Genomic DNA, 14,581 nt, shown 5'->3' with positions numbered 1-14,581 from the left:
GCTCCTCCGCTTGTGGGTTGATGCTGGTAGCGGTAGGCAGGAGATCTGTCCACTCTCCTCGGAGGCAAGATGCGCCCGTCCGCGCTGGCCATGGCGGCCACGCTTTCCCTGACCACCGTCGCGTTCGTGCCCGCCGCAGCGTCTGCGCACGGGAGTGCGCCGCCGTTGACGCCTACTGCCAGTGGTTATGGCGGGGCGGTTTCGACTGTTGATCCGACGGCGACCGCTGTCGGGCTCGATGTTCTGCGGCGGGGTGGTAATGCTGTCGACGCCGCGGTGGCTGCTGCGGCCACGTTGGGGGTGACGGAGCCGTTCTCGGCCGGTATCGGTGGGGGCGGGTTCTTCGTCTATTACGACGCCAAGCACAAGAAGGTGCACACGATCGACGGGCGTGAGTCGGGGCCCGCGACAATGACTGAGGACATTTTCATCGATCCGGCCGATGGGCTGCCTTACGACTTCCAGGAGGCCCGTGTCAGTGGGCTTTCTGTCGGTACGCCCGGGACGCTCGCCACCTGGGAGGCGGCCGCCGGGAAGTGGGGGACGCGGTCGCTCGGGAGTTTGTTGCAGCCGGCCGCGAAGGTTGCCGACAAGGGTTTTGCGGTCGACAACACGTTCCGGCAGCAGATTGCTGACAATGCTGCTGCGTTTGCGCAGTTCGGGTCGACGAGTGAGCTTTATCTGCCGGCCGGGGCGCCGCCGGTGGTCGGGTCGACGCAGCGGAATCCGGATCTGGCCGACACCTATCGGCTGATCGCGAAGCGGGGGACCGGCGTCTTCTATCGGGGTTCGGTCGGCGCCGACATTGTGCGGACCGTGCAGAATCCGCCGGTGGCCGGCGCGCCCGGGGCACCGTGGGCCTATCCCATTCGGCCGGGTGATCTGCGGCTTTCCGACCTGGCGAATTACCGGCTGCGTTTCCCGGCGCCGACAAAGTCCGGATACCGCGGGCTCGACGTCTACGGAATGTCCACGCCGTCCAGCGGTGGCACCGCCGTCGGTGAGGCCCTCAACATTCTCGAGAAGACCGACCTTTCCAAGGTCTCCATGACCCAGGCCCTTCACCGGTACGCCGAAGCCTCCGCACTCTCGTTCGCGGACCGCAACCGGTACGTCGGCGCCTACACGCCGCAGTCCACGCTGGACAAGCTCATCAGTGACGGATGGGCGACGCAGCGGGCGTGTCAGATCAACCCCGCGAAGGCGCTGACCAAGCCGGTCCCGCCGGGTGACATCAACGCTTCCGGGTGCACGCCGGCGGCTGTCGGCGGGCCCGTCGAGGACGGTCAGAGCACGACGAACCTGACCGTGGCCGACAAGTGGGGCAACGTCGTCGAGTACACGCTGACGATCGAGCAGACCGGTGGCAACGCGATGGTCGTGCCGGGGCGGGGCTTCCTGCTCAACAACGAGATGACCGACTTCAACTTCACCGGTACGCAGGGAACCGCGCCCGACCCGAACCTGCCCGGCCCGAACAAGCGCCCCCGGAGTTCCATGTCGCCGACGATCGTGCTCAAGCACGGGAAGCCGTTCCTCGCGCTCGGCTCGCCCGGTGGCGCCACGATCATCACGACGGTGCTGCAGGTGCTGATCAACCGGGTCGACCTGGGTATGACGCTGCCGGAGGCGATGGCCGCGCCGCGGGCCTCGCAGCGCAACACCGCCGGCATCCAGGCCGAGCCGGCGTTCCACACGCAGTACGGCCCGGGTCTGGAAGCGCTCGGTCACTCCTTCAGCGCGGACGTGCCCGAGCTGGGTGCGGCCACCGCGATCGAGTTCCGGCCCGGCGGCGGCATGATCGCCAGCGCCGAACCGGTCCGCCGGGGCAGCGGAGCAGCCGGAGTGGTGCGGGTCAGGCGGTGAGCGCGATGGTCAAGGCTCCCGCCGCGACCATCACGCCGGCCCAGACCTTGTCCATGTTGAACCAGGCCCGGCGCAGCACCTTGAGGCCGACGAACTCGTAGACCAGCAGCGCACAGGTCGCCATCACGGCGAACATCGCCAGAGTGTGCACGCCCGCCGCGAACAGCCCGTCCAGGGCCGCGGCGGGCGTGCCCGCAAGTCCGTCCGGTGCCGCCCCGGCCAGGTGCGCGGCATGACCGCCTCCGGCCGTGACCGAGGTCGTGGCCAGGACCGGCAGCAGCATCAGGCCGGCGCCGTGCGCGGACGACATCAGGAACGACCAGCCGGCGAGCTGGGCCGACGACAGGCGCATCCCGGCCCACCGGAAGTGCCGGGCCGACAGCAGCCGCCACAGGCCGAAGCCGACCAGGACCGCACCGCCCCCGATGGCCACGACGTTGCCGGCGACCACCGACTGCGTCGCCGAGACGACCGCGGCCACGATCGCCACCGAGGCGAGGTGCCCGGCGGCGATCGGTGGCAGCGACCGCAGCAGCACGGCACGGCTGAGCTCCTGCATGCCCCGGGCCACGGCGAAGAGCCAGCCCATCGCGGGGTTCAGCCCGTGGAAGGCGCCGAGCGCGGCGAGCACCGCCAGCTGCCCACCCGTCACGGGAAGCAGTACGAGTCGGACGACGCGTCGCCGCCCTGCAACCGTGTCTGGTGCACACGGCGGCCGCGGAACTCGTCGCCGTGGGGGAAGAACCGCGGGTCCAGTGTCATGCCGCCGTTCTCGATGTCGACGTCGATCTTCGCCATCCACGCGCCGACGCCGTCCGGGTAGAACTGGTCGTCCCACGAGCCGTAGAGCGAATTGGTCACGTAGACGCGGCGGCCGTCACGGGACACCTCGACCATCTGCGGGCCACCGGCCAGCCGCTCGTCCGGGAACGACGGGTGCGCGACGCGGCCGACAACACCGCCGAGGCGGATCGAGCCCGTCTCGACCGGGTGCAGCGGGTCGCTGACGTCGAACTGCTTCAACTCGCCCGTACCCCAGCAGCTCACGTAGAGGAAGCGGTCGTCGACCGAGAGGTCGATGTCGGTGATCAGTGGTGGCACGGCGCCGAACGGCTGCAGAGCCGGGGGCAGCTCGGTGGCGTCCGCGGGCTCGGCCGGCACGTCGATGACCTTGGTGACCGTGAACTCGCCGCCGGCCCGCTGCCACACCCAGACCGACGCGGACAGGTCCTCGACGCTGGTGACCACACCGAGGAAGCCGTACTCCTTGCGCGGGTCGTGGGCCGGGCGCAGTTCGAGGGCCATCTGGTACTGGTCACCGAGGTCGACCGTCTGCACGAGGGTCCGCTTGGCCAGGTCCCAGAAGTGCAGGCGGTGGCCGTACTTGCGGCCGAGCAGCAGCTCCGGCACCAGACCGTCCTCGATCATGGACGGTGTGCCCCACTCGGACGAGACGAGCACGTCACGGGTCAGGTGCCACCAGAAGTCGTACGCGAGGTACTGGTCGCCGCGGTCGTTCTCCCACTGGCCGCGTACCTCGAAGGTGGTGTGATCCAGCACCGCGATGCCGCCCGGGCCGTCGGTCGAGCCGCCGCCGAGTGCCGAGACGTAGATCCCGTCCGGGCCGCAGTGGATCGTGTGCGGCCGCGAGTAGCCGGCCTTGCTCGCCAGCTCCTCGGCCGGGATCTCCTTCACCAGGACGGGACTGCGCGGGTCGTCCTTGGTGTCCAGCACGTAGATCCGCGACGACCGCAGACCGGGAACGATGAGGTAGCGCCGCTCGACGTGCGGGTGCGGCGCGGTCGGGCACAGGGCGCTGCTGCACGCGTTCCAGCCGAAGTGGTGCAGCTCGTCGCCGGTGTGCGGGAGGTCGGTCCAGCCGACCACCGAGCCGTACCGGTCGGATGCCGGATCGGTGTCCACGACGGCGATCGCGTCCGGCTGCCGGGCGGAACGGTCGAACGCGGCGACGTACGCCAGCTGCTCGGCGGGAGCACCCGCCGCGTCGCGCGGAGAGGGATAGAAGGTCGGGTCAGGAGTCCACCGAGTCATGACCGTCATCCTTCTCCGGCTGCGCCCCTGTGAACAGGGTCACAACTGTCAAGGAGTTGTCAACGAGCGTCGAGCGGCAGCCGGACCAGCACCGTGGTGCCCGGTCCCTCGTGGTCGGTCAGCTCGATCGTCCCGTGGTGCCGCTCGACCACTGCGCGGCTCAGCGTCAGGCCGAGGCCGCTGCCGGGGATCGCCCGGTCCCGGGCCCGGCTGGTGCGGTAGAGGCCGGTGAACATCTTCTCGCGTTCCTCCTGCGAGACCCCGATGCCGGTGTCGGAGACGGCGAGCTCGGCCGTCCGGCCGACGGTCCGCAGCGTGACCTTGATCCGCCCGCCGTCGGGGCTGTACTTGACCGCGTTGCCGAGCAGGTTGTCGAGGACCTGCCGCAGCCGCTTGCGGTCGCCGGGCAGCACCAGCTCGGCCGGCAGGTCGTCCACCAGGGTGACCGGCTCGTCCGCCACGGCGTCGCGCGTGCCCTGCACCGACTCGCGCACCACCTCGGCCAGGTTGACCGGTGTGAGCTGCACCGAGGCGTGCCCGGTGTCCAGCGCGGACAGTTCCAGCAGCTCGTTGATGATGTGCCGCAGCTGCGTGGAGTTGCGGTCGATGACCTCGAGCAGCCGCGGCCCGTCCTTGATCAGCGTGTCGGCGTCGGCGTCGCGCAACAGCTCCGTGTACGCCGCGATCGACGTCAGCGGCGTGCGCAGCTCGTGCCCGACCAGCGCGAGGTACTCGTTCTTGCTGCGCGTCAGCTGCAGCGTCAGGTCCTCGACGACCCGCCGGTCGATGAACTGCGCGATCTGCGCGGAGATGCCCGACATCAGCGCGACCAGCTCGTCCTCGGGGTCCTCGATGGTGTCCGCGAACGCGACCAGCACCCCGAGCGGCTCCAGCCCGTTGCGCACCGGGATGGCGAGCGCGGTGTGCAGCTTCGACGACGCAGCGGTCTCCGGCGAGATCAAACTCTGCGGGCGCCCGACGTCGCGGATCCACAGCGGCTTCCCGGCCTGCCACGCCCGGCCCGGCAACCCGGTCCCGAACGGCAACTCCTCCGGTACGTCGATGTCCGCCTGCCAGCTGGGGGAATGCCAGCTCGCGGCGGACCGGATCACCCCGGCCGGCTCGTCGACGAGCCACAACTCGGCGTGGGTCCAGCCCAGCGTGCGCACGACCGCCTCGAGCACCCGCGGCCCGGCCGCCTCGACCGTACGCGCGGCCGCCAGCGCGGTGACCACGGCGAGCTCGCACGTCCGGAACCGCTCGGCCCGCCGCCGCCGGGTCACGTCCTGCACGGCCTGCACCGCGCCGACGGTCCGCCCGTCCGGTCCCAGGATCGGCTGGGCGTCGACCAGGTAGTACCGGGTGCGGCGGCCGCGCCCCTGCAGCACCAGCTCCTCGTCACGCAGCCGTTCGCCGCGCAGAGCCCGGAACAGCCCGATGTCGTCCCGCCGGATCGGATTGCCGTCGGCATCGGTCAGACCCGCGATCGCCGCTTCGTCGTCCAGGCCACCGGGCACCTGCGCGCCGCCCCAGAGCTTCTGCATCCGCGCGTTGACCAGCACGATGTTGCCGTCGGCGTCGCAGGCGGTGACACCGTCGTGCAGGCTGTCGACCACCGCGTCGAGGAACCGCCGCTGCCGGTCGATCTCCAGCCGCGCGATCTGCTCAGTGATCAGCAGCGTGCTGACATGGGCCGCCTCGGCCACCGCGGCGACGTCGTTGTCGGTCCACTCGTGCGGCTCCGTGTCGAGCGCGCAGCAGATGCCGACGATGGTGCCGGTGTCGTCGCGTACCGGATAACCCAGATAGGCGCCCGTCATCCCGTGCGCCCGGATGGGCGAACCGGGCGGAACGCGCGGATCGGTGGCCAGGTTGCCGATCACCAGCGGCTCCCCGGTCTCGATCAACAGACCGGCCAGGGTGTCCTTGAGCTGCGTGTCGGCGACATCCTCCCACCGCACGGCCAGCCCGTAACCGCCGTAGATCCGCAGCCGCTCACCCTCGACGAAGTGCACCAGCCCGGCCGGCGCCCGCGCGGCCCGTGCGATGAGAGCAGCCAGCTGATCGGCGGCGCCGCTGGTCAGCAACCCCCGGTGCGGGGTGGAGTCATGATGCCAATCCCCGGTACGCGGCGTCCAAGGCTCCTCGCCGCGCGCAGGCGGAAACCGCACCGGCCCAGCCGGCGGGACGCTCGGCGCCCCCAACCCGGGCAGACGCTCGAGGCCAAGATCACTTCGCGGCATGCTCCGACCTCCGCCGACAAGCCTACGGGCGCGATACCCGCGAAACCGGCAAATCGGAAGTTAAGGATACCCGCGGCGAAACATCAGATCGAAGATCTCCCGCCCCGAGGCAACCCCGCGCCGCTCGAACTTCGTCTCCGGCCGCCTGGCCTCGTCGTCGGGAGCGGCAACCAGCCCGGGATCGGCCTCCAACGTCTCGGCCATGCTCTCCGCGTAATGCGCCCAGTCCGTCGCGCAATGCAGAAGACCACCGGCTCGGAGGCGATCCCTGAGCAGGGCAACGTTCGCCGGCTGGATGAGCCTCCGCTTGTGATGGCGGGCCTTCGGCCACGGATCCGGGAAGAACACATGCACGGCATCAAGGCTGCTCTCCGGGATCCGATGCACCAGCTCCATCGCATCACCGTGTGCGACCCGGACGTTGGTCAGGCCCCGCTCGCCGACGAGGGCGAGCAGATTGCCGATACCCGGCGTGTGCACTTCAACGGCCAGGTAGTCGCGGCCCGGATCCGCCGCGGCCATCTCGGCGGTCGCGTCCCCCATGCCGAAGCCGATCTCGAGCACGCGCGGCGCCTCACGCCCGAACAGCGTCTCAAGATCCAGGGGAGTGCGGTCACCGTCGAGGACCGTGAGCCCGTACGCAGGCCAGACGTGGGTCATCGCCTCGGCATGCCGACTCCCCATCCGACCCCGCCTCGGATGAAACGTCCGAATCGGCCGCGCGCTCGTCTCACTCATCAGGCCGCCCAGAATAGCCGCGGGGTTGCGCTCGTCCGGCTTCCGGTCAGATGGTGCTGCTCGGCGGCTTGCGGATGGGGTGGTTGGTGCTTTGCCGGGGTCTCGTGCTGATTCCTTGGTTAGTAAGCACTTACCAACCGGGTCCGTTTTGAGAATCCGCTGCCCGGTCTCGGTGAGCCGGTTCTCTACGCCCGGCGTTACTGGTCTTCGGTAGGTCTCGGCCGTCGGGCTCGGGTGGCTTCCCTTGGCCTGGCGCCGACTCGCTCGTCCTTGGCCCGCCCAACCCCGCATTGAGTCGCCAAAATGCCAGCCCTCCCGGCCCAGGCTCGCCCGGCTTCAGCGGCTCGCCCGGTCGGACTGCGCCGCGCGCTCGGCTCGCGTCCCGCGCTTGCCCCCTGCTCGGCCTCAGGCCGCGTCTCCTCGGGGTTTATCGAGTCCGCGGTGACCATGTCGTCGGCCGAGCCGCCGGTGAAACCCTGCAGCGACAGCGCCGCGGCGCGCTGCACGTCGTCGGCGACGTTCGCCAGCTCGGCGACACCGCGCTCGCCCCACTCGGCCTCAGGCTGCGTCGCCTGGGAGCGGGGGAGGCCGGCCGTTGGCCACAAGGTCACCACAACTTCAAGGAAGTCGGGCCTACCGAGGGCGCCTACCCCGCCAGCTCGGCCTCAGCCCGCCCGAGCGTGCCGTGCCTGTCCTTCCCGCCCTGCGTGATCCGGGCCGCTTGATCCGCCGTGCCCGCTCGGCCCCGCGCACCCGCCGTGCCCGCTCCGCCCGCCGTGCCCGCTCCGCCCGCCGTGCCCGCTCGGTCCGCGCGCCCGCCGTGCCCGCTCGGTCCGCGCGCCCGCCCTGCTCGCCGCGCGCGCTCGGCCCGCGTGCCCGCCAGACGCGCTCTGCAGCAGCCTGGTGGTCAACACAGCTTCGGCCCGCCCTATCGACGCCAAAGCTGGGAAGCCCGGCGCGGACTAACGATCAGTGCTACCAGCAGTCTTGGACAGTGCGCACCCGCCGCGCACGGACCAAACGCGGCCGGACACGAAAAGGCCGGCCAGGTGACCCGGGCCGGCCTCAAACAACAATCACTTACCGCTGCGGCTGCACGCTCGGCTGCGAGCCCTGGTGGAACGGTGTCCGCACGCCCGTCGCCAGGTTGACGAGCATGATCCAGGAGCCGTTGCGGTAGGTGCCGGTCGCGACGCCGCGGGTGGTGTCGACGTAGGCGAGTTCGCGGTCCTGGTTGGCGCCGATCGTGCGCTTCGTGCCGGTCAGTGTGTCGTATTCGACGACGTGGAGGGGCTGGTTGTCGGCGAGGGTTTCGCCTTTCTGGTACGCGGTCCAGGCGAGTTTGGCGCCGTCGGTGCGCCAGTGGGGGATTACGGCGAAGCCGGTTGTCTGGAGGCTGCCGCCGCCGTAGGCCGCGACGGTTTTTTCGGTGCCGGTGGCGACGGTGCCGATGGTGAGGCAGGCGTCGTAGGTGGATTCGCAGTCGCCGCCGCGGAAGGCGACCTTGGTGCCGTCCGGGGACCAGGCGACGGCGTCGTCGGCGCGGAGGCGGTCGCTGAGGGAGCCGGCCGGCTGGGCGGTTCGGGCGGTGACGGGCTCGGCGGGGAGTTCTTCGTCGCGGCAGTAGGCCGGGAAGACGACCTCGGGGGCCGCGTTGACCGTGGTGGCCGAGATGCGGTAGACGCCCGGGCCGCCGGAGCAGGACAGGGAGGCGAAGGCGATCGACGAGCTGTCCGGCGCCCAGGACGGGCCGGAGGCGGCGCGGGTGGTGAGGCGGCGCTTGGCGGTGCCGTCGGCTTTCATGGTCCAGAGCTGGCCGCCCTTGAGGAGGGCGATGGAGGCGCCGTCGGGGGAGAAGCGGGGGCGGGACCAGCCGCCGCCGGTGGTCAGCTTCGACTCGGTGGCGCCTTTGCTCACCCAGACGTCGCCGGAGCGGACGTAGGCGACCAGGGCCGGCATCGCCGGGGTGGCCGCCGCGGCGGGTGCTGTCTGGAACAGCGCCCCCGCGGCGACCCCCGCCACCGCCAGCGAAATGTTGCCCGCGACCCGCGTGACTGCCTTCATGTCCGACGCCCCCCGACGTTGTCCCCCGCTTACACCTGGAAGACATCGTCGCAACCGGGCTGCACCTAAGAAGTTCCCACGCCGAAACCTGGAAAAATCTGGACCGTTCCGGCAAGTGGGGCGGCCGTTCGGTCAGGCGGCGGTGGCTGTCCACATCGCGGTGAAGGCGGCTGCCTCGCCGGCCAGCCAGCGTTCGACGTCACCGGTCTTGGCGCCGGGGTCGATCCGGTGTGTGGTGCCGCGGCGCAGGTCGACCAGGACCGGCTCGGCGTTGGGCAGGATCTGGTCCATGTGGCGGGCCATCAGGTGCAGCGTCGCGGTGATGGCCTCGGGGGTGGGTGGCTGCTCGTCGAAGTGGAGGCGGACGGCTTCGCGGGTGCCGTCCGCGTACCGGAGGCCGAAGTGGGGGTTGATCTTGACGGCGAGGGGCCCGACGGAGGCGAGGGCGTCGCGGGTCTGCGCGAGGCCGACGTCCTCCGGGTCGCCGAGGGAGTGCAGGTAGGTCGTCGCGCCCGCGCTGACCGCCTCGTAGAGGGGCTTCCACCGCGGCTTGACCAGATCGGGGACGGCGTTGAGGTAGCTGCCGCCGGTGCGGAAGGCGATGTCGGCCTTGAGTGCCTTGACCAGCTGGCCGTGCGGGTTGAAGCCGGAGCGGCGCTCGCGCTGACGGCGGAGGCCGCCGACGAACGTCGCCTTCGCCGGGCCGGTGCGTGCGACATAGCGGGTAAAGCCGAGCATCGTCGCGTAGGGCGGAATGGTGGTCAAAACAGGCGTCGTCACAGTGATCTCCCCGCAGCTCAGCGCTTGTTTTAGTACACACATACTAATCGACGGGTACGACATTCCCCAAATCTTGAGTGACGGCGCCGCTGCGTACAGTGATCAATGAATACTGGGGTCCATGGCACTGATCCGCTGTGACTTCTCGTCCGAGACGCTCGAGCTGGGCACCTCCATCACCGTGCTGCTGCCCGAGCAGAGGCCCGCCGGGAGCGCCCCGCCGCCGGTGCTCTATCTGCTGCACGGCCTGACCGACGACCACACCGCCTGGACCCGCTACACGTCCATCGAGAGGTACGCCGCCCAGCGCGGCCTGGCCGTCGTGATGCCCCAGGTCCACCGCAGTTTCTACGCCGACGAGGCGTACGGGGGAAAGTTCTGGACCTTCCTGTCCGAGGAGCTGCCCGAGGTCGTCTCGTCGTTCTTCCGCGTCTCGACGCGCCGTGAGGACACCTTCGTCGCGGGCCTGTCGATGGGCGGTTACGGCGCTTTCAAGTGGGCGTTGCGGCAGCCGGAGCGGTTCGCGGCCGCCGCGAGCCTGTCCGGCGCGGTCGATCTCGCCTACATGGCCGAGAAGGACGACCGCCCGCACATCACCGCGCTCATCGAGACGGTCTTCGCCGGCCGGCCCGTCGAGGGCACCGGCGACGACCTGCTGCACCTGCTGGCCACCAGTGGCGGGGACCTGCCGCGGCTCATGCTGCGCTGCGGCACCGAGGACCATCTCCTCGTTCACAGCGAGCGTTTTGTGGCGGCCGCCGGGAAACACGGCGTCGAACTCGACGCCGCGTTCGGCCCGGGCGCCCACGAGTGGAGCTACTGGGACGCCCAGATCCAGGCCGTACTCGACTGGATCTAGGCCTGCAGGGCGCTGGCCATCCGGGCCTGCTCCTCGAGCACCTCGTTCATGCGGGCCTGGACGGCGTCCATCTGACCGATCGTGTCGCTGGTGGTGAGGATGCCGGCCGACACCGTACGCGCGCTGTTCTGGATGCCCGTGATCTGTTCCGCGACCCGCTGTGTGGCCTCGGCGGTCTCCCGGGCCAGGTCCTTGACCTCACCCGCCACGACGGCGAAGCCGCGGCCGACCTCGCCGGCCCGGGCCGCCTCGATGGTGGCGTTCAGGGCGAGCAGGTTGGTCTGGTCGGCGATCGACGAAATGATCTTGATGACGTCACCGATCGCCGTGGACGCGTTGGTCAGCGCCTCGACCTCGTGGGTCATGTCCGAGGCGCGGTTCACGGCGTCCTGGGCGACCCGGGTGGCGTCGTCGCTGGCCGCGCGGAGCCGGGACACCGTGTCGAGCAGGGACCGGGCGTTGTCGTCCGCGATCTCGTTGCCGCGCACGATGTCGAGCCGCTGTGACACCAGTTGCTGGACGTTGCGCAGGGCGGAGGCCCGTGAGTCGGACAACTCGATGAAGTCGGTGGTGAAGAAGTCCATCGTGCCGATGATCCGGCCGTGGCTGATCAGGGGGAAACACACCCCCGAGCGCACGCCGGCACGCTGGGCGGCGGGTGCGCGCACGCAGTCCGTGAGCTCGCCGATGTCCCGGACGAAAACGAGGTCCTTGGCCCGCCAGGCCCGCCCGGAGAGGCCGACACCCTCGGCGAAGGTGGCGGCCAGCGTCACCTTGCGGAACTCGTCACCGGCGGAACCCGACTCGACCTTGAAGCGCAGGACGTTCTGCGCCTCGTCGACCTCCCAGTACGAGCCGTACGCCCAGCCGAACGCCGTGCGTACCGACTCGAGGGCGGTCCGGAGGGCGGAGGAGGAGTCGGACGCGGTGCCCAGGGCGGTGACCACGTTCGTCACGGCGAGCCGGTCGTCGGCGACCTGGCGCAGCTCGGCGGCGGCGACGGCGGTGAAGCGGGCCTGCTCGGCGATGCGGGCGATGGAGGCCCACTTCTCACCGCGCGGCCCGTCGATGTAGAGCGGCTCGGCCGAGTAGTACTCGAGCACCGCGACGTGCTGGTTGCCCCGCATGACCGGGATCACGACCGCCGCGGTCATGCCGGCCCGGCTCGCGGCCTGGCAGCGCAGGCAGTCGTCGCAGTCGGCCATCGAGCCGAGGTACACGAACTGCTTGGTGCGCCAGGCCTTGCCGACCAGGCCCGCGTTGGCGGGTACGGGTTTGCCGGCCACCACGGCCTGGAGCTCCCGCGCGATCGGTCCTGTCTCGTACGCGACGTTGACGTTGCCCTTGCCGTCCGGCAGCCAGACCGCGCCGTAGCTGAAGTTGTGCGACTCCACGGTGCTGTCGACCGTGATCCGCCAGGTCGACGGCTCGTCGGTGGCCCGGTCCAGATCCATGATCAATTTCTCGAGGCTCTCGACGTCCCGCGGAATGGGGCGCAGAGCGGCCTCGGCCGCACGCGAGCGAAAACGGGCCACGGTGTCAACTCCCATGCTGTTCATCACGAACCCTCGCAACTCACCAATCATCGGGCAGGGCGGCCCGGCGGGGGGCGGGATTGCCGAAGCCTGTGACCCGCCTGCACCTCACGACCTCTCATGCAGCGCTCCCGCGAACCGATTGATCGGGCTGACAGGGACGGACGACGAGGCGAGGAGTACGTGTCATGCGCGCTGCCCGGGTGACGACGAGGGCCTGGCTGGTCTTCTTCGTCGCGGCGCTCGCGCTGCTCTCGTACGCACGGCCGGCGTCCGCCGCGAAGAAGCCGCCGGTGCCCGTGCCGATGCCCTCGGCCGGCGCCTCCGCCGACGGTGTGGGGCCGGACGGGTCGGCCGACGAGATCGCGTACGACCCGTGGGACGACTCGGCCATGATCCACGAGTCGCATCCGCACGTCGGTGGGTACATCCCGAACTCGCGGCGCTTCGTCGCGCAGCCCGGCGTCCGCATCGCCGACGTGCTGCCCGCGAGTGTCGACCTGCGTGCCGACGCGCCCCCGGTGGGCGACCAGGGTTCGATCGGCGCCTGTGTGGCCTGGACGGTCTCGCACAACCTGATGGGCTACTGGGCCAACAGGACCGGCGCCGTCGACGCCCCGTACGCACCGCTCTTCCTCTACATGCGCAACGTCGCGGCCGGCGGCGCACCGAACCGGGGCCTGAACCCGGACAACGTGCTCACCAACGTGCAGGCCAACGGTGTCGACTCGCAGGACGACTACTTCCAGGGCACCAGCAACTACAAGGTCCCGCCCACCTCCGGGCAGATCGCGAACGCCCGCAACTACCGTGTCTCCGGCTGGACCCGCCTGTGGACCGGTGTCGGCCAGGGCCCCAACGCCAGGACGGTCGTGCAGCAGGCGCTGGCCAACGGAATGCCCGTGGCGCTGGGCTTCGGAGTCTTCCAGGACTTCATGGACCTGAAGACCCACACCCTCTACGACACCACCAGCGGCACCAGCCTCGGTGGCCACATGATCACCGCGTTCGGGTACGACAGCGACGGCGTCATCATCCGGAACCAGTGGGGCAGCAGCTGGGGCAACGGCGGCGACGCCAAGGTCTCCTGGGACTTCATCACCACGGTGGTCTCCGGTGCGTACACGATCTCCGGTATCACCACCCCGGCCTCGCCGGTGGGTGTCACGCCGCTGGTCAGCGCGTTGTCGGCGACCAAGGGGCCGGCCGGGACGACCGTCACGATCACCGGTGCCGGCCTGGTCAAGGCGACCCGCGTCGCGTTCGGCGGCACCACCGCCACGTTCACCAAGAACCAGAACAACGGCGTGACCAAGCTCGTCGCGACCGCTCCGGCGCACGCGGCCGGGCTCACCGACGTCACGGTCACCAACCCCACCGGTACGAGCGACAGCAGCGGGACCGCCGACGACTTCACCTATCAGCCGCCCCCACCGGCGCTGAACGCCCTGAGCCCGGTCTCGACCAGCCAGGACGGCGGCGCGGTGATCACGCTGACGGGCAAGAACCTGAGCGACGCGACGTCGATCAGGGTCGGCACCTCGGTCGTCACGCCGGACTCGGTGACCGACACCAGCGTGCGGTTCACGGCTCCCGCGCGCAGCCCCGGCAGCGTCCCGGTCACGATCACCACGCCGGGCGGCACCAGCGGCAGCCGCTACCTGCTCTACGTCGCCGCGAGCGTCCCCACGCTCACGACGCTGTCACCGTCCTCGGGGGCCACGACCGCGACCACCATCGTCGTGATCACCGGTACCAACCTGATCAACCTGCGGTCGGTCATGCTCGGGTCGACCAAGCTCAGCTACACGCCGGTGAACTCGACCACGATCAAGGTCTTCGTGAAGCCGCGGGCCGCCGGTGCCTCTGCTCTGACGATCACCACGGCCGGCGGCACGAGCAACACGCTGACGTTCACCGCGGTCGCCCCGGTCCGGCCCGTGGTCAGCTCGCTGAGCCCGGCGGTCGGCCTGATCACCGCCTCGACCCCGGTGACCGTCACCGGCACCGGCTTCACCGGCGCCACCCGTCTGTCGCTCGGTGGCCGGGCCATGACGTTCACCCGGGTCTCGGCGACCCAGCTGCGGTTCACGGCGCCGGCCCACCGTGCGGGGTCGCTGCCGATCATCATCGTCGGGCCCGGCGGCACCAGCGCGGCGAAGACGTTCACCTACAAGTCGGCAGTGCCGCCGTCGCTGACCTCGCTGAGCAAGACCACCGGCAGCACCACGAGCATGACGACAACCGTCATCACCGGCCTCCACCTGAGCAAGGCCACGCTCGTCACCGCCGGTGGCAAGCGCACGAGCTTCAAACGGATCTCCGACACCCGGCTGAGCATCACGCTCGTCCGGCGGGCCGCCGGCCCGGTGCAGATCACCGTCCGCTCCGCCGGGGGTACGAGCAACGCGCTGACCTTCACCTACGTCGCGCCGCTCTGACGG

Annotated in this window: 10 protein-coding genes; 3 read left to right on the top strand and 7 right to left on the bottom strand. The window is 70.3% G+C overall.

The window, feature by feature from the left end; genetic code table 11:
- Positions 1-69: 69 nt before the first annotated feature.
- Positions 70-1,866 carry a gamma-glutamyltransferase gene (gene ggt, locus AFR_RS31855; RefSeq protein WP_041841289.1) on the top strand — a complete coding sequence of 599 codons (1,797 nt, stop codon included), beginning with the start codon at positions 70-72 and terminating at the stop codon, positions 1,864-1,866.
- On the opposite strand, the gene AFR_RS31850 is transcribed toward ggt, so the two are convergent.
- The 6 genes from AFR_RS31850 to AFR_RS31820 all read right to left on the bottom strand — a co-directional run bounded on the left by AFR_RS31850 (position 1,856) and on the right by AFR_RS31820 (position 9,785).
- Positions 1,856-2,518, bottom strand: a complete 663-nt coding sequence (locus AFR_RS31850; protein WP_023560935.1) for a hypothetical protein — start codon at positions 2,516-2,518, stop codon at positions 1,856-1,858. The genes ggt and AFR_RS31850 overlap by 11 nt on opposite strands.
- The gene (locus AFR_RS31845) at positions 2,515-3,918 is read right to left on the bottom strand and encodes a selenium-binding protein SBP56-related protein (RefSeq protein ID WP_023560934.1); all 1,404 of its coding nucleotides are present in this window, start codon (positions 3,916-3,918) and stop codon (positions 2,515-2,517) included. The genes AFR_RS31850 and AFR_RS31845 overlap by 4 nt, the downstream gene beginning before the upstream one ends.
- A gap of 59 nt (positions 3,919-3,977) precedes the next feature.
- Positions 3,978-6,089 carry an ATP-binding protein gene (locus AFR_RS31840; protein ID WP_238547162.1) on the bottom strand — a complete coding sequence of 704 codons (2,112 nt, stop codon included), beginning with the start codon at positions 6,087-6,089 and terminating at the stop codon, positions 3,978-3,980.
- Positions 6,090-6,221: 132 nt separating this feature from the next.
- A complete protein-coding gene (gene trmB, locus AFR_RS31835; protein WP_041841288.1) occupies positions 6,222-6,899 on the bottom strand; it encodes a tRNA (guanosine(46)-N7)-methyltransferase TrmB in 678 nt (225 codons plus the stop codon).
- 1,080 nt (positions 6,900-7,979) lie between these two features.
- Positions 7,980-8,963, bottom strand: a complete 984-nt coding sequence (locus AFR_RS31825; protein WP_023560930.1) for a TolB family protein — start codon at positions 8,961-8,963, stop codon at positions 7,980-7,982.
- 132 nt (positions 8,964-9,095) lie between these two features.
- The gene (locus AFR_RS31820; RefSeq protein WP_148308122.1) at positions 9,096-9,785 is read right to left on the bottom strand and encodes a hypothetical protein; all 690 of its coding nucleotides are present in this window, start codon (positions 9,783-9,785) and stop codon (positions 9,096-9,098) included.
- Positions 9,786-9,864: 79 nt separating this feature from the next.
- Between AFR_RS31820 and AFR_RS31815 the strand changes: the two genes are divergently transcribed.
- Positions 9,865-10,602: an alpha/beta hydrolase gene (locus AFR_RS31815; protein WP_023560928.1), complete on the top strand. Its 738-nt coding sequence runs from the start codon at positions 9,865-9,867 to the stop codon at positions 10,600-10,602.
- On the opposite strand, the gene AFR_RS31810 is transcribed toward AFR_RS31815, so the two are convergent.
- Positions 10,599-12,152: a methyl-accepting chemotaxis protein gene (locus AFR_RS31810; protein WP_023560927.1), complete on the bottom strand. Its 1,554-nt coding sequence runs from the start codon at positions 12,150-12,152 to the stop codon at positions 10,599-10,601. The genes AFR_RS31815 and AFR_RS31810 overlap by 4 nt on opposite strands.
- A 173-nt stretch (positions 12,153-12,325) precedes the next feature.
- Between AFR_RS31810 and AFR_RS44165 the strand changes: the two genes are divergently transcribed.
- Positions 12,326-14,578, top strand: a complete 2,253-nt coding sequence (locus AFR_RS44165) for an IPT/TIG domain-containing protein (protein ID WP_023560926.1) — start codon at positions 12,326-12,328, stop codon at positions 14,576-14,578.
- Positions 14,579-14,581 lie beyond the last annotated feature (3 nt).

This window comes from Amorphoplanes friuliensis DSM 7358, assembly GCF_000494755.1.
GTDB lineage: Bacteria > Actinomycetota > Actinomycetes > Mycobacteriales > Micromonosporaceae > Actinoplanes > Actinoplanes friuliensis.
The sequence above is the reverse complement of the archived record's forward strand: the minus strand, read 5'-3'. Positions and strand labels throughout refer to the sequence as shown.